Genomic DNA, 24,114 nt, shown 5'->3' on the forward strand with positions numbered 1-24,114 from the left:
GCCGTCGTGAGACGAGTGCGCCCGGGGACGACATCGTCTCGCGGTGCCGGCTCCCGTGCGGCCGGCGACGAGCGCGCCCTGAGCAGCGTCGCGGCCGGTGACCGGTTCCAGGGCGGCGACCCCCGGGACCTGCCGCGCCTGTGGCACGTCACCCTCAGCGTCTCCGGCCGGCCGGCCCCGGTCACGGAGGTCCGGCGGGCGCTGGAACAGCTCGCCCACGACCACCCCTTCCTGCTGACCAGCCGCTACGCCGACGACCACGCGGAGATCCGCTACTGGGAGGAGGCCCGCGACCTGCACGACGCGGCCGCCGTGGCGCTGCGCCTGTGGGGCGAACACCGCCGGACCGCCGGCCTGCCGCCCTGGGAGATCGTCGGCCTGGAGGTCATCGACCGGGCCACCTACCACCAGCGCGTCGCGGCGGGCCACGGGCCGGCCCTGGCGACCCCTGCCGGCGTCCACCCGTTTTGAACCTGTGTCTCATGGTTCGGGATGACCGCCGATCGCGCCCGCCGCCCGCACTACCCTTCCCCCATGACCACGCTCTCGCCGTACGACTCGATGTCCCCGGTCAGCCAGGCCGCCTACCGGGCCAAGGGGGCCGCCGCCACCCTCGCGCCGCTGCCGCGGGCCACCAAGGACGACGCGCTGCTCGCCATCGCCGACGCGCTGGAAGTCCGTACGAGTGAAATCGTCGAGGCCAACGCCCAGGACGTGGCCAGGGCCCGCGAGGCCGGCGTCAGCGAGGGCATGATCGACCGGCTCACCCTCACCCCCGAGCGGGTGCGCGCGATCGCCGCCGACGTGCGGGACGTGGCCGCGCTGCCCGACCCGGTCGGCGAGGTCGTCCGCGGCTCCACCCTGCCCAACGGCATCGACCTGCGCCAGGTCCGGGTGCCGCTCGGCGTCGTCGGCATCATCTACGAGGGCCGGCCGAACGTCACGGTCGACGCCGCCGCCCTCTGCCTGAAGTCCGGCAACGCGGTCCTGCTGCGCGGCTCGTCCTCCGCGTACCGGTCGAACACCGCACTCGTGCGCGTCCTGCGCGACGCCGTGCACGGGGCCGGGCTGCCCGCCGACGCCGTCCAGCTCGTGCCCGGCGAGAGCCGGGACAGCGTGCGCGAGCTGATGCGCGCCCGCGGCCTGGTCGACGTGCTCATCCCGCGCGGCGGCGCCTCCCTGATCAACACGGTCGTCCAGGAGTCGGTCGTCCCGGTCATCGAGACCGGCACCGGCAACTGCCACGTCTACGTCGACGCGGCGGCCGACCTCGACACGGCCGTCGACATCCTGGTCAACTCCAAGGCCCAGCGGGTCGGCGTCTGCAACGCCGCCGAGACCCTCCTGGTCCACCAGGACATCGCCGCCGAGTTCCTGCCGTGCGCCCTGGACGCCCTCGCCGACGCCGGGGTGACCGTGCACGCCGACGAACGCGTGATGGCGTACGCCAAGGACTCCCGCGCCACCGTCGTGGAGGCCACCACGGAGGACTGGGAGACCGAGTACCTCTCCCACGACATCGCCGCCGCCGTCGTCGACTCCCTCGACCGGGCCGTCGAGCACATCCGGCTGTGGACCTCCGGCCACACCGAGGCCATCGTCACCACCTCGCAGCAGGCCGCCCGCCGCTTCACCCAGTTGGTGGACTCCACCACGGTCGCGGTGAACGCCTCCACCCGGTTCACCGACGGCGGCCAGTTCGGCTTCGGCGCGGAGATCGGCATCTCGACGCAGAAGCTGCACGCCCGGGGGCCGATGGGCCTGCCCGAGCTGACCAGCACGAAGTACATCGTCACCGGCGACGGTCACGTACGGCGCTGACCCGCGAACGGAGGGCGAGAGGCGGCGGGACCGTCTCAGCAGACGGATGAATTTCCATACCGTCTGCCCAAAATGACCCCCCAGGTCTACTCTGGTTCTGTGCCGGAGGACGTGGGGGGCACGCCGTTCCCTGACGGCTGGGAGCCCGACGACGACCACGACCGCGGGGTGTCGGACGAAGAGTTCGCCTCCGTGGTCTTCGACGAGGCCTTCGTGCGGGCGGCCGAGGTCCACGAGCCGACCGCCGTCGAACGCCTCCTGGCCGCCGCGCAGGCCAGAGCCGAGGCCTCCGAGGCCGAGGCCCACCGGGCCCGCACGCGCGGTGATCGGTACGACGACGGGTACGGCGGCTACCGGGGCGATTCCGGCTACGACGACCCGGACGACGACGAGGACGTCCTGGAGGACGACTACGGCTCCCCGGGCCCGTACGGCAGGCAGGTGCGCTGGCACCGTCCCGTCGCCTGGATGCTCGCCCTGGTGATGGGCATCGGCATGGTCGCGCTCGCCTTCTCGGCCGTCTACCGGGGCGCCTCCGGGGGCCGCCAGGACCCGGCTCCGTCGCCCACCACCACCGGCGTGGAGCAGGGCGGCGCGGCGGCGCACTCCGCGGCGCCCTCCGCGTCGGCCGACTACTCCCAGCCGACCGTCCCGGTGATCCCGCGCGGCGGCCCCTGAGACCGGCAGCCGGCCTGATGAGAACCTGTCAGAACTTGCGCCCCGGCCGGGCGTTTACCGGGACCTTCCCGGACCTACCCTGAAGATATGGGAGGGCCTTCGGACCCACCCGAGGGGACGCCCGAGGGAGCCCCCGGAGGTGGCGAGGACGAGTACAGGTCCGTCGTCTTCGACGAGTCCTTCGTCCGCGCTGCCCGGCTCCAGGAGTACTCCGCCGAGCAGCGCATCACCGACCACGCGCCCGCCGTGCGCCGCCGCCCGCCGCGGAGCCGCGGCGGCCTGTCCCGGCAGGCGCTGGTCCTGGTCCTGCTGATCGCCGTGGCCTTCGGCACCGCCGTCTACATGGGACTGCGCCACCCCTACCGCAACCCCGCCGCCGACGACCCCGCCGAGCCGCTGCGGATGACCGTCGTCCCGCTCGCCCCGCAGGGCGAGGTCCCCGGCACCGCCGACGTCGAACGGCTGTACGCGCACAGTCCGGCGGCGCAGTTCCGGCCCGGCGCCGAGGGGGTGCCGCTCCCGGCGTCCCGGCGCACCGCGCACTTCTCCGACGGCCAGGTGGTGACCGCGCTGCTCACCGCCAAGGACTACCTCGTGCGGTCCGCCCTCGACCCGGGCGTGCTCACCGGCGGCGAGACCCGGCCCGTGCGGGCGCTGCTCGACTCCGGGCAGCTCGACCAGTTCGACCAGAGCTTCGACCGGCCCACCGCCGACGGACGGCACGCGCCCACCGGCTGGCTGGTCCGCTTCGACCCCGCCCGCGTGCGGCTGGCCGACCGCGAGATCCGGGTCCAGGGCACCATGCAGGCCACCGAGACCGACTCCTCCACCCTCGAGGTCACCACGGACCACACGTTCGTCTACGCGCTGCGCCCGGCCGGCACGGGCCCGGACGCCGAGGCGTCCCTGTTCACCGTCCGGCGCGAACTGCACTTCCGCTTCGACCGCGACGACCTGCGCCTGCACCAGGCGGAACTCGTCGTCGCCCAGGTCCAGGCCGGCCCGCTCTCCTGCGCCGAGGACTCCGCCGCCCGGCTGCGCCCACTGCTGGCGGGCCAGACGGCGAAGGAGGCCGCCCCCGCCGGCACCGACCCGTACGCCACAGGCAGCGCCCCGGCCCTGTGCGGCACCCTCGCGCCGGGTGCCCAGCCGAAGCTGTGAGCGCGGTGCGGCTGCCTCGGGCCTGGGAGTTTCTTCGCCCCCGCCGCCCCTTCCCGTTCCCGTCCCCCGGGGGCGCTGCCCCCGGAACCTCCGCTCCTCAAACGCCGGAGAGGCTGACATTCAGCCTCTCCGGCGTTTGAGGAGCGGGGTCCGGGGCGGAGCCCCGGTTTCGGGACGGGAAGGGGCGGCGGGGGCGATCGGCGTCGTCAGTGGCGGGGCGCCGACCGCCGTGGCCCGTCGGCCCGCGGCCGGGCCTACGCGCCGTCGCGCGGCGGCCCGTCGTCCTCCGTGTCCGACGGCGTACCCGGACCCTGGGGTCCCTGCTTCGGTGGCCTCGGCTCCGAGGACGTGAAGCCGCCGAAGCCGCGGCGGACCCGGCCGCCCAGGTCTCCGGCGCCGCCCGCGATGTCGCTGACCAGCTTCATCAGCGGGTCCTTGGAGTTGCGCACCTCGTCCGCGTAGCTGCTCGCCGACTCCCGCCAGGAGTCCCGTACCGAGGCGTCCTTGTCCTCGTCGCGGCGCGGGTAGTGACCGTCCATGATCCGCTGGTAGTCGCGGGTGGCCGCCCACTTCTTCAGCTCGGCCGCCCGCACCGTGGTGAACGGGTGCGAGCGGGGCAGCACGTTGAGGATCTTCAGTACGGAGTCGCGCAGGTCGCCCCCGGACTCGTACTCCTCGGCCTGCTCCAGGAACGCGTCCACGTTCATCTCGTGCAGGTGGTTGCCGCCCGCGATCTTCATCAGGCCGCGCATCGAGGCCCGCAGATCCTGCCCGACCAGCAGCCCCGCGCGGTCCGCGGACAGCTCCGACTTGCGGAACCACTCCCGCAGCGCCGTCACGATCGCCATGATCGCGACATTGCCGAGCGGGATCCACGCGACCCGGACCGCCAGCGACGTCAGGAACAGCAGGATCGTCCGGTACACCGAGTGCCCGGACAGCGCGTGCCCGACCTCGTGCCCGACGACCGCCCGCATCTCCTCCTCGTCGAGCAGTTCCACCAGACCCGTGGTCACCACGATGATCGGCTCGTCCAGGCCGATGCACATCGCGTTCGGATTCGGGTCCTGCTTGACGTACATCGGCGGGACCTTCTCCAGGTCCAGGATGTAGCAGGCGTCCCGCAGCATGTCGTTGAGATGCGCGAACTGCCGGTCCGAGACCCGCACCGAGTCGGACAGGAACAGCAGCCGCAGACTGCGCTCGGGCAGCAGGCCGCTCAGCGCCTTGAAGACCGTGTCGAAACCGGTCAGCTTGCGCAGCGCCACCAGCGCGGAACGGTCCGCCGGATGCTCGTACGCCCGCGTGGAGATCCCGGGGAAGCGCCTGCGCTGCCTGCTCGGCACGCTCTCGTGCCCGTTGTGCTGATGGCCGTCGGACATGTATCCCCCATGTGCGTCTGAGTGACCCTTCGCGGACCCTTGTACGGCCCTTCGCTCCCCCGAGGCGAAGCCCAGCCTAGGCGGAGTTACCGTGGACGGGCAGTGACGGACGGACGGGACGGCCGAGGAGGTGCGGGGATCTTGCTCCGGGTGCTTCTGATCGTGATGGTGGTGGGCTGTGCGCTCACCGCGTGGTTCCTGTTGCGCGGCTACAGCCGGAAGGACGACTGAGCGGCGGGGAAGGTTCCTTCCGCCCGCCACCGGGCCCGCAACGGCGGAGTCGGCGTGATCGACGCGAAGGCGCCCGCATACGATGAGCCGACGTCTTTATCCCGCCCACACGCGATAGGTCCTGCCGAAGATGAGCATCCACAGCACCGCTGCCCAGTTCGCCACCCTTGCCGCCGAGGGCGGAGAGCACAGCGGCAACCACGAGAGCCTCAACCCCTACCTCACCGGCGGCGGCGCCCTGTTCGTCCTGCTGCTCCTGCTGTGGATCACCACCCGCTTCAACCGCGACCGCTGAGCCCCCGCCGGCCGCCCTGACGGACGGGGTGCTCAGGCCGGGCCGGTAGGGTCTGCACGCATGGGAGAGCAGGACATGCCTACCGGCCCCGGCAGCGGCCCGGCGCGGCAGGGCAGGCGCCGTCTCGGCGTGATGGGCGGCACCTTCGACCCGATCCACCACGGGCACCTGGTGGCGGCCAGTGAGGTCGCCGCGCAGTTCCGCCTCGACGAGGTGGTGTTCGTCCCCACCGGCCAGCCGTGGCAGAAGAGCCACCGCGCGGTGTCCGCCGCCGAGGACCGCTATCTGATGACGGTCATCGCGACCGCCGAGAACCCGCAGTTCTCGGTGAGCCGCATCGACATCGACCGCGGCGGCCCCACCTACACCACGGACACCCTGCGCGACCTGCGCGCGCTCAACCCGGACAGCGACCTGTTCTTCATCACCGGCGCCGACGCCCTCGCCCAGATCCTCACCTGGCGCGACAGCGAGGAACTGTTCTCCCTGGCGCACTTCATCGGCGTGACCCGGCCCGGCCACCACCTGACCGACGCGGGCCTGCCCGAGGGCGGTGTCTCGCTCGTCGAGGTCCCCGCCCTCGCCATCTCCTCCACGGACTGCCGTGCGAGAGTCGCCAAGGGAGAACCCGTCTGGTACCTGGTGCCGGACGGAGTCGTGCGCTACATCGACAAGCGCGAGCTGTACCGCGGCGAGTGAGCCGAGAGGGGCACCGGTGAACGACCGATACGACGCGGGATACGGGGCCGACGGGGGCGGCGCCCCGTACGAGCTCGTCGGCTACGACGAGTACGGCCGGCCTGTCTACCGCCAGGCCACGGACCAGCAGGGCCGGCAGGCCCAGCAGTACGACGGTTACCAGCAGCAGGGCTACGGCTACGACCCGTACCAGACGGGCGGACACCAGCAGCCCTCGTACGACCCCTACGGGACCGGGACCGGGGCCCCGCAGCAGCCGCAGGCGCCGTCCTACGACTCCTACGACCCCTACGGCACCCAGCAGGGCGGCCAGGGCGGCCAGGGCGGCCAGGGCGCCCCGTACGACCCCTACGGGCAGACCGCGCAGTCCGCGCACACCGGGCAGCAGCCCCGCGTCACCGAGCAGACCGCGCACATCCCGCAGCAGCCCGGCCCGGCCGACGACGAGCAGGACCCCGACGGGCCCGCACCGGAGTACCGCACCGAGCAGTTCGCCTTCGTCGAGGAGCCCGACGGCGACTCCGAGGACGTCATCGACTGGATGAAGTTCACGGAGAACCGCACCGAGCGCCGGGAGGAGGCCAAGCGCCGCGCCCGCAGCCGGATCATCGCCCTCGTCGTGGTGTTCGCCCTGGTCGCGGCCGGTGGCGTCGGCTACCTCTGGTACGCCGGGAAGCTGCCGGGCCTGTCCGACTCCGGTTCCGGCACGGGCACCACGACGGCCGCGGGCGCGCAGAAGCGGGACGTCATCGTCGTACACCTGCACGACACCACCAACGGCGGCACCGCCACCGCCCTGCTCGTCGACAACACCACCACCGAGCAGGGCACCACCGTGCTGCTGCCCAACTCCCTCACCCTGACCGCCGACGACGGCACCACCACCACGCTCGCCAAGTCGGTCGAGGACGACGGCTCCGAGGGCACCAGGACCGCCCTCGACACCGTCCTCGGCACCGACATCGAGGGCACCTGGCGGCTGGACACCCCCTTCCTGCTCACCCTCGTCGACCTCGTCGGCAACATCGAGATCGACACCGACACCGACGTGCCCGACCCGGACGCCGAGAAGAAGGGCGAGGCGCCCCTGGTCAAGAAGGGGAAGGACCAGACCCTCAGCGGCAAGATGGCCGTCGCCTACGCCACCCACCGCGGCTCCGGCGAGGCCCAGAACGCCCAGCTGGAGCGGTTCGGGCAGGTCCTGCACGGTGTCCTGCGCAAGATGACCTCCGACCCGGACGCCGCCACGACCACCATCCAGACCCTCGGGCAGATCATCGAGCCGCCGCTCACCGACAAGGACCTCGGCTCCTTCCTCGCCCGGCTCTCCGACCGCGCCAAGGGCGGCGACCACAAGAGCGCGCTGCTGCCCGTGCAGGACGACGGCACGCTCACCGCGGAGGCGAGCGACAGCGTCGTCAAGGACGTCCTCGGCGGCACCGCCAAGAGCCCCGACAAGGACGCCGCCGTCAGCGTCTCCGTGCGCAACGCCACCGGGACGAAGGACAACACCGAGAAGGCCCGCGTGGTGCTCCTCAACGGCGGCTTCACCTTCCGGGACGCCGGCACCGCCGGCGCCGCCGAGACCACCTCGAAGGTCGTCTACGCCGACGCAGCCGAGAAGGAGAACGCCACCGAGGTCGCCAAGACCCTGGGGCTGCCCGCCGGCTCCGTCACCAAGGGCGAGGTCTCCGCGAACGCCCGCGTCTCGGTCGTCCTCGGCCAGGACTACGACCCCGGCTCGTAGCGCGCTCCGGGCGCACCCTCCGTAATTACGGAGGGTGCGCCCGGCGGTCCGTGAGACCCTTGACAGCAAGTGTCCACCGACCGAAAGCCTCGCAGTGACCGCAACCGACCGTTCCCTCGAGCTCGTCACCACCGCCGCCCAGGCGGCCGCCGACAAGCTCGCGCACGACATCGTCGCCTACGACGTCAGTGACGTGCTGTCCATCACCGACGCCTTCCTGCTGGCCTCCGCGCCCAACGACCGTCAGGTCAAGTCCATCGTCGACGAGATCGAGGAGCGGCTCAGCAAGGAGCTCGGCGCCAAGCCGGTCCGCCGCGAGGGCGACCGCGAGGCCCGCTGGGTGCTGCTCGACTACGTCGACATCGTCGTCCACGTCCAGCACAGCGAGGAGCGCGTCTTCTACGCCCTGGAGCGGCTGTGGAAGGACTGCCCCGAGCTGGAGCTGCCCGAGGACGCCAAGGCCACCCGCGGCAAGGCCGCCGAGCACGCGAAGCTCCGGGAGGCCGAGGAGGCGGCGCAGCCCGGCGGTGACTGGCGGTGAGCGCCACCGGTGAGGTGAGCGGGTCCGCGCGCCGGGGCCGCCGCGTCATCCTGTGGCGGCACGGCCAGACGTCCTGGAACGTGGAGCGCCGTTTCCAGGGCTCCACTGACGTGGACCTCACCGAGACCGGCGTCGCCCAGGCCCGCCGGTCCGCCCGCCTCCTCGCGGGGCTCAAGCCCGACGCGATCGTCGCCTCCGACCTGAGGCGGGCCGCGGCCACCGCCGCCGAGCTCGCCGCGCTCACCGGCCTGGACGTCACCCTCGACGAGGCCCTGCGGGAGACCTACGCGGGCGTCTGGCAGGGCCTGACGCACGACGAGATCATCGCCAGGTACGGCGACGAGTACACCGCGTGGAAGCGCGGTGAGCCGGTCCGCCGGGGCGGGGGCGAACTGGAGACCGAGGTCGCCGACCGCGCCGCCCCCGTGGTGCTGCGGCACGTCGACAAGCTCCCGGAGGACGGCACGCTCGTCGTGGTCAGCCACGGCGGCACCATCCGCACCACCATCGGCCGGCTGCTCGGACTCGACCCGCACAACTGGGAGAGCCTGGGCGGTCTCACCAACTGCTGCTGGTCCGTCCTCGGCGAGGGCGCCCGCGGCTGGCGGCTGCTCGAGCACAACGCCGGCACCCTGCCGGAACCGGTGCTCGGCGACGACGACTGAGAGTGCTTCGATCCGGCCCCGGGACGCCCCGGGACCCGGATTTCACTTTCCGGCAGGTCACAGGCTAGAGTTCTTCTTGTTCGCCCCGCCGAGCGGGAGGGAACACCAGGAAGCCGCATCAGCGGCGACCAGGGGCTATAGCTCAGTTGGTAGAGCGCCTGCATGGCATGCAGGAGGTCAGGAGTTCAATTCTCCTTAGCTCCACATGACGAAGATCCCGCCTCCCTCCAGGGAGACGGGATCTTTTGTTGTCCGCCGTTGAGCAGGACGGCTCTCGCGGGCGTATACCTCTGCGAGGCGTCGAGCCGTGTCCCGACCGGTACCACGGCGTCGCTGACCGTGTCGGCCCGGTCGTGGCAGAATCAAACGGCCGGAAGGGGGCGCGGCCCGACGGGAGGGAGTTGTGATGCCTGCGAGCATCCTCGAGGAGGTCGACCACCTCCTCGGAGCGGTGTCGACGCGACGGACCTCTACCCGCCTCAGCTGCCCTTCCTGCGGCTCCGCGCACGTCGCCCAGGTGCTCGGCGACAACGGCGGGATCTCCTACGTGTGCACGGCCTGCGGCCACAGCTGGAGCTGACCGATGGGTGCACACAGGCGGAAGTGCGACTGGTGCGGCAGCGGGACGCCGATCGTCCGGGACATGGAGCCGCTCAACCCCGACTACCAGTACTGGTGCGAGGAATGCGCGCGGGCGCTGATCATAAAAGGCGACCCCATCGAGACGTACCGCGAACTCGAGGGGGAGCCGATCTACGGCCGGCTCCTGGAGGAGCACTGCACGCTCAAGCGCTTCTATTCGTTCGTGACCGCGTAACCCTCGGTGAGGGAAATTCGGGACATAGGTGAGCGAAGCGAAACCGATTTGGTGTTGGCCCGGGTCGACCGTGTAAAGTTGGCGTCGCCGCCGGGGAAACCGGGCGACGCAGACGACACGCGGCTCCGCCGCGTGAAAGCAAGGGGCTATAGCTCAGTTGGTAGAGCGCCTGCATGGCATGCAGGAGGTCAGGAGTTCAATTCTCCTTAGCTCCACAGAAGTCGAGGGTGGACCATCCGAACGGATGGTCCACCCTCGCTGGTTGTTCCGGACCTCGCTGGTTGTCCCGGACCGCCGCAGCGGCCCGGGACCCGTCTCAGCGGCCCAGGGCGCGCCGGCCGCGCCCCTGCGACAGCACCGGCAGATTGCGGGACGGCGCCTTCGCCTGGGGCGACTCGTCCTCGATGCGCAGGGCCAGCGCCGGACAGCGGCGCACCGCCCGCAGCGCCTTCGCCTCCGCGAAACGCGGCACCTGCGCCTGAGCCACCGTCGGGAAGCCGTCCGCGCCGAGCTGGAACACCTCCGGGAGGATGTCCGCGCACAGGCCGTGGCCCCGGCACAGCGTCCAGTCGACGTAGATCTTCTGGCGGCTGGGCCCGTTCTCCTCGCCTCCGCCGCCCGGGATGCCCGTAGGGGCCCTGCCCCCCTCGAAGAGCGGCAGGACGCCCGCCACGGGGCGTCCGCAGCCGTTGCCGAGGACATGCGCGGCGAGGTCGTCGGTGAACGCCTTGATGGTCGACTCCAGGAACATCGCGGAGCCGTCCGGGTGCGAACACGCCCCGCGCCGCTTCACGTTCTTGGCGACCTGCTTGACCGCCTCCAGGGCGGCGGGACCGCCGCCGTTGAGGATGTCCTCGAGGCCGCGCGCGGCGGCCGGCAGCCCCAGGTAGCAGGGGCCGCACTGGCCGGCGCTCTCCTCCGCCAGCCACTGGGCGACCCGCAGCGACTCGCCCAGCGGGCAGGTGTCCTGACTGATCGGCAGGATCGCCCCGGCGCCGAGCGCACCGCCCACGGCATCCAGGGAGTTGCGGGAGACGATCGCCTCGTTGACGGTCGCCGCGTCGATCCACTTGCCGTGGTAGCCGCCCGTCAGCACACCCTGCGGCACCGGGGGAGCCCCGGCGAGCTGGAGGATGTAGCGCAGCGGCACACCCGTCGGTGCCTCGATCACCATCGGGCGGGCCACCGCCCCCGACACCGTGAGCATCACGGTGCCCGGTTCGTCGTACAGACCGGTGTTGCCGTAGCGCTCCGGGCCGATGCGGGCGGCGATGGCGAGCTGGGCGAAGGTCTCGGCGTTGGACAGCAGCGTGGGCGCGCCGCCGACGCCGTTCTTCGAGGCGCTGGTCTTGCGGCCCGGCGGGATCGCCGGGCCGCCGTCGATCGAGCGGATCAGGGAGGCCGCCGCGCCCGTGACCATGCGGACCGGGTTGCGCTGCACGCGGGCGCGCAGCGCGGAGCGGCGGCCGTTGTTCAGGCCGCGCTCGGCGAGCGCGGCCTCCATGGAGCGCTGGGTGGACTCCCGGGTGACCCCCACCACGAGCGTGCGGGCACCCATGGCCTCGGCGCACAGCAGCGCGCCGTCCAGGATGAGATGCGGGGCACGGTTGATCAGCACCGTGTCCTTGCGGCAGGCCGGCTCGTCCTCGCTGCCGTTGACGACGACGACCGGCCGCACGCCGCGCTTGATCGCCGTTTCGGCGACCGAGCGCAGCTTCTTGTGGAAGGGGAACCCCGCGCCGCCGCGGCCCCTGAGATTGATGCGTTCGGCGAGCTGCGCGAGCTGCTCACCGCCCAGGGGCTCGAGCGGCCCGTGCACCTTGAGGTGCATGGGCAGATCGAGCCGGTCGACAAGGTCGAAGCCCGACGTGAGCTGGGGAAGCCCGACCACGCGGACTTCGGGTACGTCGGGCAGGGCCTCGTTCACCAGCGACCTCCGAGGGTGCCTCCGGCTTCGGCCGGGAGAGAAATCGGGCTCCTGCGTGGCAGGGCGGGAAACGGGGTGTCACCCCGAAGACGACAGACGGACCACGTGGCCGGGTGGCCCGACTGCCGTGCGTCGCGAGGACCAAGCACGCGCAACTCTTCCATTGCTGTTGTTGGGGGAGGGCTCAATTGAAACCTCCGGACGGCGTGTTCGGCGTGTTCGTCGTGTTCCAGGATTCACCCGAACCCGGTGCGTCGAAGTCGTAGGACGACGACGCACCGGGGTTCGGTGCGGGGGCGGGACCGCTGTTGTACGTGTCACTCGGGTTGTACGTGCCGTAGAGGCCGTTCGTCTCACCGGTGTCGTGCACGTCACGTGAACCGAACCCGGAGGCGGCCGAATTGTCATAGGCCGGGATGTTGTATCCGGTGTCCTGGAGCGGGTCGTACGCCGACGGCGGGGCCTCGCCGACCGGCGGCGGGGACGGGATCGGCCAGTTGCCCGAGGTGCTGGAGGGGCCGTCCACGCGCGGGATGGCCTCCGTGGGCTGCATGTCCAGCGGCAGTTCCATGCGGGAGGTCGCGTCGGTGAGGGGGGCCTGTCCGACCGGCGGCCGGCCGGGCGCCGACACCGCGCGGTAGGCGGCCGCGAAGCCGTTCGCCGGTTCCGGGGCGGGCACGCGCTCGGCGGTCTCGTACAGCGGGCGCCCGCCGCGCGGGCCCTCGCTCCGCCGGTCGCCGTCCCCGCGCGGACGCCCGTCGCCCCACGCGGAGCCGCGCCCCCCGCCGTATCCCGGCAGGGGGGATCCGGCCGCCCGGGACCTGCTCTCCTCCAACCGCTCCTCGCGGGCCCGCTGCTGGTCGGCGGCGCCGAGCAGCGCGGTGAGCCGGTCGGAGATTCTGCGCTTCACACGGGGCGGGGAGGCGCGCACGGCGAGGGCCGCCATGACGCCGACCACGGACAGCCCGTAGAGGATCATGAAGATCGGCTTCGCCGCTCGACCCGCGTAGAGGCCGTGCACCAGCGCGGCGCACCAGGCCGGATAGGCCAGCATGTGCATCGCCCGCCAGCGGGCCGCGACCGGTGCCGGGGAGGCGAAGCGGTTGCGCAGCACACCGGTGATGCCCACGAAGATCATCAGCAGGCCGGCGAGGGTGCCGAGCCCGATGAGGAAGGCCCTGCCGGTGACGGCCTCGTCGTCGGTGAGGAGCAGTCCGAAGGGGATCACCGCGGCGATCCACGTGGTGTGCTCCTGGCCCAGCTTGATGCCGATGTGCACCAGCAGGAAGACGATCGAGGCGACCGCTGTCGTCCGGTGCACCGCCTGCGCCAGGATCCGCTGACGGGGGCCGAGCAGGATGCGGTCCTGGGCGACGAGCCCCCAGATCACCGAGCAGCTCAGGCAGACCAGGGACAGGACGCCCACACCGAAACTGAGGAACTCGGCGAGCCAGTCGTCCGCCGTGCTGTCGTCCGGCCTCACGACCTGCCTCCCGGCGTTCCGACGCGGAGCGGGCACGACGGAGCCGCAGCCGACCGGCCCCGAGCGGGGGGTGGGCTGCTGTCTGGACGAGGGTTCATGGGGCGACTCCGAAGGTTCGGTAAAGCGGTCCCGCTGCCGCACTCTAAGGGCCGTCATACCGATGAGTACGAGGTTTGAGTTATTGCGCTGTTATCAAAAGACAATGAGGCCGTTGCGATGTCCTTTAGCGGTCGTTACGCGAAGTAACCTTTGACCTTGGGTCAGCGTGTCGTGGAAGCGCGTCGCGGCCGGATCGGTGGCTGCGGTACCCTGGCGCCATGCGTGCCGTACGCCTTCTGCTTAGCGAGCCGCGCTGATCAGTCCCGACCGCCGGTGGCCGGCAGGTCGGAATCGGCGCGGCGTCCCCTCCTGTGCGAGGGGATTTTTCATTTCCGGGAAGTTCGCAGCAGCAGGCAGAGACGATCGATGGAGCATTGAGGATCATGAGCGAGACGAACCCCGCTGCCACCGCAGCCGCGGAGGCCGCGCCGCACCGCTACACGGCCGCCCTGGCGGCCGAGATCGAGGCACGCTGGCAGGACTTCTGGGACGCCGACGGCACCTACGCCGCGCCCAACCCGAGCGGCGACCTGTCGGGTGATCCGGAGACGGCCGCCAGGCCCAAGAAGTTCATCATGGACATGTTCCCGTACCCCTCCGGTGCGGGGCTGCACGTCGGACACCCGCTGGGCTACATCGCCACCGACGTCTTCGCCCGCTTCCAGCGCATGACCGGGCACAACGTCCTGCACACCCTGGGCTTCGACGCCTTCGGCCTGCCCGCCGAGCAGTACGCGGTGCAGACCGGCACGCACCCGCGCGTGTCGACCGAGGCCAACATGGAGAACATGAAGTCCCAGCTGCGCCGGCTGGGCCTGGGCCACGACAAGCGCCGCTCGTTCGCCACGATCGACCCGGACTACTACAAGTGGACCCAGTGGATCTTCCTGCAGATCTTCAACTCCTGGTACGACGACGAGGCGAAGCGGGCCCGCCCGATCTCCGAGCTGGTCGAGAAGTTCGAGTCCGGTGAGCGCGGCGTCCCCGGCGACCGCTCCTGGAGCGAGCTGACCGAGACCGAGCGCGCCGACGTCCTGGGCGAGTACCGCCTGGCCTACGCCTCCGACGCGCCGGTCAACTGGTGCCCCGGCCTGGGCACCGTGCTGGCCAACGAGGAGGTCACCGCCGAGGGACGCTCCGAGCGCGGCAACTTCCCCGTCTTCAAGGCCAAGCTGCGCCAGTGGAACATGCGGATCACGGCTTATGCCGACCGCCTCCTGGACGACCTGGACGCCCTGGACTGGCCCGAGGCCATCAAGCTGCAGCAGCGCAACTGGATCGGTCGCTCCGAGGGCGCCCGCGTCGGCTTCCCGATCGACGGCGAGAACATCACCGTCTTCACCACCCGCCCCGACACCCTGTTCGGCGCCACCTACATGGTGCTGGCGCCCGAGCACCCGCTGGTCGAGAAGTTCACGCCCCAGGAATGGCCCGAGGGCACCCACGAGGTGTGGACCGGCGGGCACGCCACGCCCGCGGAGGCCGTCGCCGCCTACCGCGCGCAGGCCGCCTCCAAGTCCGACGTCGAGCGGCAGGCCGAGGCCAAGGACAAGACCGGCGTCTTCATCGGCGCGTACGCCACCAACCCGGTCAACGGCGAGCGGGTCCCCGTCTTCATCGCCGACTACGTCCTGATGGGCTACGGCACCGGCGCGATCATGGCCGTCCCGGCGGGCGACCAGCGCGACTTCGAGTTCGCGCGCGCCTTCGAGCTGCCCGTCCGCTGCATCGTCGAGCCGACCGACGGCCGAGGCACGGACACCTCCACGTGGGAGAACGCCTTCTCCTCGTACGACGCGAAGATCATCGATTCGTCGAACGACGAGGTCTCCCTGGACGGCCTGGGCGTCGCCGAGGCCAAGGCGCGCATCATCGAGTGGCTGGAGCGGTCGGGCCACGGCGAGGGCACCGTCAACTTCCGCCTGCGCGACTGGCTGTTCAGCCGGCAGCGCTACTGGGGCGAGCCCTTCCCGATCGTCTACGACGAGGACGGCGTCGCCCACGCCCTGCCCGAGTCGATGCTGCCGCTGGAGCTGCCCGAGGTCGATGACTACAGCCCGCGCACCTTCGACCCGGACGACGCCGACACCCGGCCCGAGACGCCGCTGTCGCGCAACGAGGACTGGGTCAACGTCACCCTGGACCTGGGCGACGGGCCGAAGAAGTACCGCCGCGAGACCAACACCATGCCCAACTGGGCCGGTTCCTGCTGGTACGAGCTGCGCTACCTGGACCCGCACAACAGCGAGAAGCTGGTCGACCCGGCCATCGAGCAGTACTGGATGGGCCCGCGCGAGGGCATGCCGCACGGCGGCGTCGACCTGTACGTCGGCGGCGCCGAACACGCCGTACTGCACCTGCTGTACGCCCGCTTCTGGTCCAAGGTGCTGTTCGACCTGGGGCACGTGTCGTCGGCGGAGCCGTTCCACAAGCTGTTCAACCAGGGCATGATCCAGGCCTACGTCTACCGCGACAGCCGGGGCATCGCCGTACCGGCCGCCGAGGTGGAGGAGCGCGACGGCGGCTACTGGTACCAGGGCGAGCGGGTCTCCCGGCTGCTGGGCAAGATGGGCAAGTCCCTGAAGAACGCCGTCACTCCGGACGAGATCTGCGCCGAGTACGGGGCCGACACGCTGCGCCTGTACGAGATGGCCATGGGCCCGCTGGACGTCTCCCGGCCGTGGGACACCCGCGCGGTGGTCGGCCAGTTCCGGCTGCTGCAGCGGCTGTGGCGCAACATCGTCGACGAGGCGAGCGGTGAAGTCACCGTCGTCGACACCGACGACGTCGACGAGGACACCCTGCGTGCCCTGCACAAGGCGATCGACGGCGTGCGCGGCGACCTGGAGGGCATGCGCTTCAACACCGCCATCGCCAAGGTCACCGAGCTGAACAACCACCTGACCAAGCGGGGAGACGCGCTGCCGCGCCCCGTCGCGGAGTCCCTGGTGCTGCTGGTCGCCCCGCTGGCCCCGCACATCGCCGAGGAGCTGTGGCGCAAGCTGGGGCACACGGACTCGGTGGTGCACCGGGACTTCCCGGTCGCCGACCCGGTGTACGTGGTCGACGAGACCGTGACCTGTGTCGTGCAGATCAAGGGCAAGGTCAAGGCGCGGCTGGAGGTGTCCCCGGGCATCGCCGAGGACGAGCTGGAGAAGGTCGCGCTGGCCGACGAGCGGGTCGTCGCGGCACTGGACGGGGCCGGGATCCGCAAGGTGATCGTCCGGGCGCCGAAGCTGGTGAACATCGTCCCGGCGTGAGGTGAGCGTTTCGGGGCCCGTCCGGTGATCCGCCGGACGGGCCTCAGGGAGCCCGGTGGTCCGGGCCGTCCGGGTGATCCGGGTGGTCCGGGTGGTCCGGGTGGTCCCCTACGGGCAGGTTCGGGGTTCTTCAGGAACTCCGGACCTGCCCGCTGCGTTTACCGTTGAAGAGCGGCGCGAAGTGCGCCGGGACAGGCCGAAGGGGCCCGGAGGAGGAGCTTCGTGGAAGCGGTGTTCGCAGTGGTCGCCCTGCTCTTCGTGCTCTTCGTCGTGCTCGGCGCCTATGCCACGGTGAAGGTCGTCGGCGCCGCCAAGCGCAGCGCGGACCGCCACATCACCCAGGCCCGCCGCACGGTCGAGGACCACACCCTGCGGGCCAAGGCCTTCGCGCAGCCCGGCCCGGCCGGCGAGATCGCCCAGCTCCGGCTGGGACTGCGCACCTCCATGCGGGCCACCCAGGACGCCCTGGAGGCCGCCGTCGCCGAGGACGAGTCCCTCAAGGAGTCCCTCGGCCTCTTCCAGCGGCTCAGCGCGCACGGCCACGAACTGGACGGCGAACTCAGGCGCCTGGAGTCCGAACCGGACCGCACCACCCTCGCCGCCCGGCTGCCCGAGCTGCGCGAGCGCACCGAGCGCATCACGAGCGCCGCGGACTCCCTGCGCTGGGCGGCCCGCGACCGCGCCCGCCGTTTCGCCTCCGACGACCTGGACTCGCTGAGCGAGCAGATCGACATGGAGGCCGGGGCCCTGCGCCACTGGACCACCACGGAGCAGCACCCGGCACCCCCGCCCTGGCCCGAGACCCCCGCCGCCGACGCCCCGGAGCCCGCCTCGGCGAAGGAACCGGAACAGCGGACCGCCCGGCCCGCCATCACCCCGCCGGCACCGCGTCCCACCTACTCCTGGCAGAAGAAGCCCCGCCCCGAAAGCACCACGTGAGCACCCCCTGATCCGGCCACCGTCGGACCCGCCCCGCGAGGCCGGGCTGCCGCACGGGCACCACGGCAGGTAACCTCCAGCTCATGTCCCGCCATGTCGCGATCGTCACCGATTCAACGGCCTACCTGCCGGCCCGGACGATGGAGCGGCACCGCATCACGGCGGTACCCCTGACCGTGGTCCTCGGCGACCGCGCGCTCGAAGAGGGCACCGAGATCTCCACCCGCTCCCTCGCCCAGGCTTTGCAGAAGCGGCGCCCGGTCACGACCTCACGGCCCGGCCCCGAGGTGTTCGCCGAGACCTACCGCAGGGTCGCCGAGTCCGGCGCGACCGGCATCGTCTCCCTCCACCTCTCCGCCGAGCTCTCCGGCACCTACGACGCGGCGGTCGTCGCGGCCCGGCAGGCTCCGGTGCCGGTACGGGTGGTGGACACCGGCATGATCGCGATGGCGCTCGGGTTCTGCGCGCTGGCGGCTGCGGAGACCGCGGAGGCGGGCGGCACGGTGGACGAGGCGGTCACGGCCGCGGAGAAGCGGGCGGCGGACACGTCCGCCTACTTCTACGTCGACACGCTCGACTACCTGCGCCGGGGCGGCCGGATCGGCGCCGCGCAGGCCCTGCTGGGCTCGGCCCTCGCGGTCAAGCCGCTGCTGCAGCTCGCGGGCGGCCGTATCGAACCGCTGGAGAAGGTGCGTACGGCGTCGAAGGCGATCGCCCGCCTGGAGGAGATCGCGGCCGAACGGGCGGGCGGGGCGGAGGTCGACGTCGCCGTCCACCATCTCGCCGCGCAGGAGCGCGCGTCGGCCCTCGCCGACCGGCTGCGGACCCGGCTGCCGGGACTGGCCGACCTGCATGTCAGCGAGGTGGGCGCGGTGATCGGGGCGCACACGGGGCCCGGACTGCTGGGGGTCGTGGTCTCGGCCCGGTGAGGCCGGTGTGCTCGTACGGGTGACGGAGTTGTCCACAACCGGGCGGTAGTCCCCGGAAATCGAGCAAGATCATCGCGAGTGGGCCGATCTGCCGGATCCTCCTGGCATGGCACTTCGATCACGCTCACGCACAGCGACGGCGACCAGCGGCCCGGGCCGCCCACCCGCCTCCGACGGCCGCGCCCGCCACCGCAGGCCGACCGGGCCCCGCGGCCGGAACCGCGAAGCGACGGCGGACGAACTCCGGCGCCGCGCGGAGTCACTGTTCGACGACAGGTCCGCGCACGGCAGGCGCCCCCCGAGCTGGACGCGGTCCGGCACACGCCGCATCACCCGGTCCGACGCTCCGGGCACGGCGGACCGGACGGTGACCGTGGGCCGGGGGAGCAGCGGCGCCGACCGTGCGTCGACCGCGGGCCGCGCGTCGGCACGGGATCCTTCAGCGCCGGGGGGACGCCCGGCGGTCGAGGACGCCCCGGCCGACGCGGGGCGTTCGGCGGCCGGGGACCACCCGATGGCGGTGGTGGGCCGGCAGTCCGGGGTGATCCGGCCGGTGGCCGTGGGAGGCGCGAGGATTGTCGACCGGGTGGCGGACGCGGGCCGGTCGGCAGGGCCGGGACGTGCCGTGACCGTGGACCGGCGGGCCGCCCGGGACCGGCCGGTGACCGGGGCGCACCCGTCGGCCCGGCAGGGCGGCGACGCGGGTCCGGCGGACGACGACGCCGACTTCGCGGAGCCAGGAGAGCACGAGAGGGCCTCGGGCCGGCAGCGGGTGGGGCTCGCGTTACGAGAGCGCCTGCCGCTGTGGGTGCAGACACGCTGCGGGCTGGAACGGCGGAGCGTGATCGCGCTGTCGGCACTGCTGGTGCTGGCCGTGGGATTCGCGGTGCAGCACTTCTGGGCCGGGCGCACCCAGCCGGTACGGGCGCCGGAGGTGGTACGGGCGGCAGTGCCTCACGGGGAGCGGAGCACGGACGGCGAGGGAGGCCGATCAGCCGGTCACACGGCGAAGGCGGGCGCCTCGGCTGGCCCCGAGATCGTCGTCGACGTCAGCGGCAAGGTGCGGGACCCGGGAATCCACCGCCTGCCCGCCGGTTCACGCGTCGAGGACGCGCTGCGAGCGGCCGGCGGTGTACGGCCCGGCACCAGGACCGACACCCTGAACCGCGCCCGTTTCCTCGTCGACGGCGAGCAGGTGGTCGTAGGCGGCCCGGTACCGGCCGCGGCGGCACCCGGCGGCGGTACGGGTACGGCGGCGGGAGCCGGTCCCACCGCACCGGTGTCCCTCAACACCGCCACCCTCGACCAGCTCGACGCTCTCCCCGGAGTGGGCCCCGTGCTGGCCCAGCACATCCTCGACTACCGCACCCGCAACGGCGGCTTCCGCGCGGTGGACGAACTCCGCGAGGTGAACGGCATCGGCGACCGTCGTTTCGCGGACCTGCGGAACCTCGTACGGCCATGAGCACCGAGCCGAACGCCGAGCCCACCGCCCGGCAGCACGTCCACGCCGCCTCCGGGAGGCGGCTCGGAGCCGCGCACCCGAGGCAGGAGGGACCGACGGACCTGCGACTGGTCCCGCCCGCACTGGCCGCCTGGGCCACGGCCGCCGTGATGCTGCACGCCCCGCCCGGCCGGGCGGCGGGCGCGGTGATCGTCTCCCTGCTGACGGCCGGCGCTCTCCTCGTGGCGCGCAGCCGCCTGACCGGGCGGGGACGGGCCACCGCCCACGCCACCGCCGCCGTCCTGCTCTGCGTCGCGGCGGCCGCCGGATCGGCGGGGCTGCACGGCGCGGACCTGCGACGGGGCCCCGTGCCCGCACTGGCGCGGGAGTACGCCCCGGTGACCGCCGAGGTCGAGATCACCTCCGACCCCCGGCTCACCCGACCCAGGGTCAGCGGCAACCACATGGCCCCGGCATCCGTACTGATCGAGGCCGACGTACGACGGGTGGAGCGGGCCGACGGCACGGCGGAGGCGACCCGCACGCCCGTACTGCTGATCGTCGACCCGGGCTCGTCCGGGCGCACCGCACCGGACGCCGAGAACCGCTCCCCCTGGCTCGCCCTCCTGCCCTCCACCCGCCTCCGCGTCGAGGCACGGCTCGCCCCGGCGAGGGCGGGCGGCGACCGGTTCGCGGCCGTGCTGCGGGTGAAGGGCCGCGACGGCCCGGAGACCGTGGGCCGGCCGTCGGGCCCGCAACGGCTGGCGGGACGGCTGCGGGCCGGACTGCGGGAGGCGACCGACGGACTGCCGGCGGACGCGCGGGCGCTGCTGCCCGGCCTGGTCGTGGGCGACACCGCGAGGATCACCCCGGAACTGGACGAGGCGTTCCGGGAGACCGACCTCACCCACACGCTCGCCGTCTCCGGCGCCAACTTCACCATCCTCCTCGCCCTGCTCCTCGGCCCGCCCGGCCTGGCCCAGCGGGCCGAGCGACGCGGACTCGCACCCCGCCTCGGCATCCCCCTGCGGGCCACCGCGCTCCTCGGCGCGGCACTCTCCCTCGCCTTCGTCGTCGTGTGCCGGCCCGACCCCAGCGTGCTGCGGGCCGCCGCCTGCGGATCCGTCGCCCTGCTCGCGCTCGCCACCGGCCGCCGCAGATCACTGGTCCCGGCGCTGGCGACGGCCGTCCTGCTCCTGGTGCTGTACGACCCGTGGCTGGCCCGCAGTTACGGCTTCCTGCTCTCCGTGCTGGCCACCGGCGCGCTGCTCACGCTCGCGCCGCGCTGGAGCGCGGGACTGCGGCGGCGCGGGGTGCCGCCCCGCCTCGCGGAGGCACTGGCCGCCGCGGGTGCCGCGCAGGCCGTGTGCGCGCCGGTGGTCGCCGTGCTGGCGGCGCGGGTGAGCCTGGTGGCGATCCCGTGCAACCTGCTCGCGGAGTTCGCGCTCGCGCCGGCCACGGTGCTGGGCTTCCTGGCCCTGGCCACGGCGCCGGTGGCGATGCCGGTGGCGAAGGCACTGGCCTGGTGCGCGAGCTGGCCCGCGGAGTGGCTCGCACAGGTCGCCAGAACCGGGGCGGCACTGCCCGGCGCGGGAGTGGACTGGCCCGGTGGCTGGACCGGCGCGGCGGCACTCGGCGCCCTCACCGTGCTCGCGCTGCTCGTGGGCCGGCGGCTGCTGAGACACCCCTGGTGGTGCGCCGCCTGCGCACTCCTGCTGGTACTGGTGGTGGTACAGCCACGGCCCCTCACCCGGACGATCACGGGCTGGCCCCCGCCGGGCTGGCGGATGGTGATGTGCGATGTCGGCCAGGGCGACGCACTGGTACTGGCGGCGGGCGAGAACGCCGGCGTGGTCGTGGACGCCGGCCCCGACCCGGCCCTCGTCGACCACTGCCTGCGCTCCCTCGGCATCACCAGCATCCCCCTCGTGGTCCTGACCCACTTCCACGCCGACCACGTGGCGGGCCTGCCCGGCGTACTGCGCGGACGCGCGGTGGGCGCCGTCGAGACGACGTCCTTCGAAGAACCCGCCGACCAGGCCGCGTTCGTCCGAAGACTCGCCGCCGCCCGGCACATCCCGGTGACGCACGCAGCCGCCGGTGAGGCGCGGCGCACGGGAGAGCTGTCCTGGGAGGTGGTGTGGCCCCCACCGAGAGCCCACTCCGCGTCGGAAGGCCCGAACGACGCCAGCGTCGCCATGCTGGTCCGCACGGCCGGCCTGCGCCTGCTGCTCCTCGGGGACCTGGAACCCCCGTCCCAGCGTGCCCTGGCGAGATCACCGGCGGCCGGGAGCCTGACCGACGTGGACGTCCTCAAAGTCGCCCATCACGGCTCGGCATACCAAGATCCGGACCTCATACGCCGCGCGGCCCCACGGCTGGCGCTGATCAGCACGGGGGAGGACAACACGTACGGGCACCCCGCCCCGAACACGGTCGCCGCCCTCCGTACCGGCGGAGCGACGGTACTGCGCACGGACAGGGACGGGGCACTGGCGGTGACCGTCGGCGAGAACGGGAGCAGGGAACTGCGGGTGGCGCGACACTGATGTCTCCCGCCCCGGTTTCCCCAACTGTTCCGTCTATAGACGCCTACAGGCTCCCGCCTCCTTCGGGCGGCGGGGGACCTCTCGTCATGCGCAGAAGAGGGGAGCCGCACAAGGTGCTCACCCAGGACCGGCCTCGCCCCCTACTCTGGCAGTGACGAAGCTGCTGGGAGGGGCAAGGCCGTGATGTCTTCAGACGCTACCCCGGATCCGTACGCCGACCCGCTGAGGTTCGGGCAGCGAGTGCAGATCCTTCGTGAACGGCGCGGCATGACGCAGGCGCAGATGGCCGACCTTGTCGGTATCTCGCCGCACACTCTACGGAAGATCGAGAACGGGCAGCAGAAGGCGCCGGGGCTTGACATGGTGATGCGCATCGCTGAAGCGCTGCGGGTGCGCGACCTGGCGGACCTGACTGGCAGGCCGGACGGGAACGTTGACCTGTTCGTCGGGCCCGGGCATCCGCGCCTGGCCGCGGTGAAGGCCGCCGTCGACTCCTTCCCGCTCGCCGACAGTGTGGAGCCTCCACCGGTCGCGCACCTGGAAGCACGCTTGCATGCGGCCTGGCGGGAGCGGCACGCCTCGAAGAACCACCGTGAGGTGCTCGGCAAGCTGCTGCCGGACCTGATCCGGGACGCGCAGGCTCTTGTCCGGCACGCCGACTCAGCGTCGGACCGCCGCCGGGCGCAGGCGCTGCTTGCAGAGGTCTACAGCCTGAGCCAGTTCTTCATCGCCTACCAGCCGGACAGCTCCCTGCTGTGGCGGGTCGCAGAGCGAGGCATGGTCGCCGCGCAGGAGAGCGAGGACCCGCACGCCATCGGTGTCGCCTCCTGGCTGCTCGCACAAGCCCACCGCGACAGTGGGCCGCGCCACTTCGAAGCCGCCGACGCTGTGAACCGTGAAGCCGTGGCCTACCTCAAGCCCTTGCTCTCCGACGCCGACGAAGACGTACTCGCCATCGCTGGCGCGCTGGAGTTCGAGCTCGGCTACACCGCGGCCCGCCGCCGGGAGACCGGAACGGCGTGGCGGCACTGGGACCAGGCCAACGACATGGCCAAGCGGCTTTCTGCCGACTACTACCACCCGGTCACCAGTTTCAGCCGGGCCGTCATGGGCGCGCACGCCGTCACGGTGGCGGTGGAGCTTCATCAGGGCGGCGAGTCCGTACGGCAGGCCGCGCGGGCCGACCGGAGCGTTATCAAGTCCCGCCCGCGCCGGGCCCGGCACCGCATCGAAGAGGCCCGCGGCTACCGGCTGGACAACCAACTGGACACGGCTCTCGCGTCGCTGGAGAAAGCTTTTGAGGCCGCTCCCGAGACGATCCGCTACAACGGCTACGCCCGCGTGATCCTCTTGGAGGAGGTGGAGTCAACTCAGGCCGCGCGTCGGCGTCGTGCCGCTGACCTGGCATCACGTATCGGAATTCTCGCTGCCTGAGCGTAGCGACCGG

At 72.3% G+C, this 24,114-nt stretch carries 20 protein-coding genes and 2 tRNA genes; 19 read left to right on the top strand and 3 right to left on the bottom strand.

Annotation, left to right across the window (positions count from 1 at the left end):
- Window positions 1-6 precede the first annotated feature (6 nt).
- From AMK33_RS07385 to AMK33_RS07400, 4 genes are all read left to right on the top strand, one after another.
- Window positions 7-471, top strand: coding sequence for a hypothetical protein (locus AMK33_RS07385; RefSeq protein ID WP_073932078.1), 465 nt, complete (start codon window positions 7-9; stop codon window positions 469-471).
- 63 nt (window positions 472-534) lie between these two features.
- Window positions 535-1,821: a glutamate-5-semialdehyde dehydrogenase gene (locus AMK33_RS07390; protein WP_073931918.1), complete on the top strand. Its 1,287-nt coding sequence runs from the start codon at window positions 535-537 to the stop codon at window positions 1,819-1,821.
- 99 nt (window positions 1,822-1,920) lie between these two features.
- Entirely contained in the window at window positions 1,921-2,499 is a 579-nt protein-coding gene (locus AMK33_RS07395) for an SCO2584 family spore wall biosynthesis protein (protein WP_443030906.1), read from the top strand.
- Between the two features lie 87 nt (window positions 2,500-2,586).
- Window positions 2,587-3,660, top strand: a complete 1,074-nt coding sequence (locus AMK33_RS07400) for an SCO2583 family membrane protein (RefSeq protein WP_073931920.1) — start codon at window positions 2,587-2,589, stop codon at window positions 3,658-3,660.
- A gap of 254 nt (window positions 3,661-3,914) precedes the next feature.
- Here the strand turns inward: AMK33_RS07400 and AMK33_RS07405 are convergent, their stop codons facing one another.
- A complete protein-coding gene (locus AMK33_RS07405; RefSeq protein WP_073931921.1) occupies window positions 3,915-5,042 on the bottom strand; it encodes a M48 family metallopeptidase in 1,128 nt (375 codons plus the stop codon).
- A 361-nt stretch (window positions 5,043-5,403) separates the two neighbouring features.
- Here AMK33_RS07405 and AMK33_RS42780 point away from each other — a divergent pair, with 361 nt between their 5' ends.
- From AMK33_RS42780 to AMK33_RS07440, 9 genes are all read left to right on the top strand, one after another.
- A complete protein-coding gene (locus AMK33_RS42780; RefSeq protein WP_167748553.1) occupies window positions 5,404-5,568 on the top strand; it encodes a hypothetical protein in 165 nt (54 codons plus the stop codon).
- 60 nt (window positions 5,569-5,628) lie between these two features.
- Window positions 5,629-6,267, top strand: coding sequence for a nicotinate-nucleotide adenylyltransferase (nadD, locus tag AMK33_RS07410; RefSeq protein WP_073931922.1), 639 nt, complete (start codon window positions 5,629-5,631; stop codon window positions 6,265-6,267).
- A gap of 16 nt (window positions 6,268-6,283) precedes the next feature.
- On the top strand, window positions 6,284-8,014 hold the full coding sequence (locus tag AMK33_RS07415; protein WP_073931923.1) for a LytR C-terminal domain-containing protein: 1,731 nt from the start codon (window positions 6,284-6,286) through the stop codon (window positions 8,012-8,014).
- A 94-nt stretch (window positions 8,015-8,108) separates the two neighbouring features.
- Entirely contained in the window at window positions 8,109-8,555 is a 447-nt protein-coding gene (rsfS, locus tag AMK33_RS07420; RefSeq protein ID WP_073931924.1) for a ribosome silencing factor, read from the top strand.
- Window positions 8,552-9,220: a histidine phosphatase family protein gene (locus AMK33_RS07425; protein ID WP_073931925.1), complete on the top strand. Its 669-nt coding sequence runs from the start codon at window positions 8,552-8,554 to the stop codon at window positions 9,218-9,220. The genes rsfS and AMK33_RS07425 overlap by 4 nt, the downstream gene beginning before the upstream one ends.
- A gap of 131 nt (window positions 9,221-9,351) precedes the next feature.
- A tRNA-Ala gene (locus AMK33_RS07430) sits at window positions 9,352-9,424 on the top strand.
- Between the two features lie 202 nt (window positions 9,425-9,626).
- On the top strand, window positions 9,627-9,800 hold the full coding sequence (locus AMK33_RS41195) for a hypothetical protein (RefSeq protein WP_006136075.1): 174 nt from the start codon (window positions 9,627-9,629) through the stop codon (window positions 9,798-9,800).
- A 3-nt stretch (window positions 9,801-9,803) separates the two neighbouring features.
- Window positions 9,804-10,037, top strand: a complete 234-nt coding sequence (locus AMK33_RS07435; protein WP_019523121.1) for a hypothetical protein — start codon at window positions 9,804-9,806, stop codon at window positions 10,035-10,037.
- A gap of 142 nt (window positions 10,038-10,179) precedes the next feature.
- Window positions 10,180-10,252, top strand: a tRNA-Ala gene (locus AMK33_RS07440).
- A 101-nt stretch (window positions 10,253-10,353) separates the two neighbouring features.
- Here AMK33_RS07440 and AMK33_RS07445 read toward each other — a convergent pair.
- Both AMK33_RS07445 and AMK33_RS07450 read right to left on the bottom strand, forming a co-directional pair.
- Window positions 10,354-11,964 (bottom strand): NADH-quinone oxidoreductase subunit NuoF family protein, encoded by a 1,611-nt coding sequence (locus AMK33_RS07445; protein WP_073931926.1) that lies wholly within the window; start codon window positions 11,962-11,964, stop codon window positions 10,354-10,356.
- Window positions 11,965-12,148: 184 nt separating this feature from the next.
- Window positions 12,149-13,447: a ferric reductase-like transmembrane domain-containing protein gene (locus tag AMK33_RS07450; RefSeq protein WP_073931927.1), complete on the bottom strand. Its 1,299-nt coding sequence runs from the start codon at window positions 13,445-13,447 to the stop codon at window positions 12,149-12,151.
- Window positions 13,448-13,929: 482 nt separating this feature from the next.
- Between AMK33_RS07450 and leuS the strand changes: the two genes are divergently transcribed.
- The 6 genes from leuS to AMK33_RS07480 all read left to right on the top strand — a co-directional run bounded on the left by leuS (window position 13,930) and on the right by AMK33_RS07480 (window position 24,101).
- The gene (gene leuS, locus AMK33_RS07455; protein WP_073931928.1) at window positions 13,930-16,806 is read left to right on the top strand and encodes a leucine--tRNA ligase; all 2,877 of its coding nucleotides are present in this window, start codon (window positions 13,930-13,932) and stop codon (window positions 16,804-16,806) included.
- Between the two features lie 222 nt (window positions 16,807-17,028).
- Window positions 17,029-17,745: a hypothetical protein gene (locus AMK33_RS07460; protein ID WP_073931929.1), complete on the top strand. Its 717-nt coding sequence runs from the start codon at window positions 17,029-17,031 to the stop codon at window positions 17,743-17,745.
- Window positions 17,746-17,828: 83 nt separating this feature from the next.
- Window positions 17,829-18,674, top strand: coding sequence for a DegV family protein (locus AMK33_RS07465; RefSeq protein WP_073931930.1), 846 nt, complete (start codon window positions 17,829-17,831; stop codon window positions 18,672-18,674).
- Between the two features lie 514 nt (window positions 18,675-19,188).
- Window positions 19,189-20,139, top strand: coding sequence for a ComEA family DNA-binding protein (locus AMK33_RS07470; protein WP_235618002.1), 951 nt, complete (start codon window positions 19,189-19,191; stop codon window positions 20,137-20,139).
- Entirely contained in the window at window positions 20,136-22,667 is a 2,532-nt protein-coding gene (locus tag AMK33_RS07475) for a ComEC/Rec2 family competence protein (RefSeq protein WP_073931931.1), read from the top strand. Before AMK33_RS07470 ends, AMK33_RS07475 begins: the two co-directional genes overlap by 4 nt.
- Before the next feature lie 183 nt (window positions 22,668-22,850).
- On the top strand, window positions 22,851-24,101 hold the full coding sequence (locus AMK33_RS07480; RefSeq protein ID WP_073931932.1) for a helix-turn-helix transcriptional regulator: 1,251 nt from the start codon (window positions 22,851-22,853) through the stop codon (window positions 24,099-24,101).
- Window positions 24,102-24,114 lie beyond the last annotated feature (13 nt).

It is taken from the genome of Streptomyces sp. CB02400 (assembly GCF_001905725.1).
Classification (GTDB): Bacteria; Actinomycetota; Actinomycetes; order Streptomycetales; family Streptomycetaceae; genus Streptomyces; species Streptomyces atrovirens.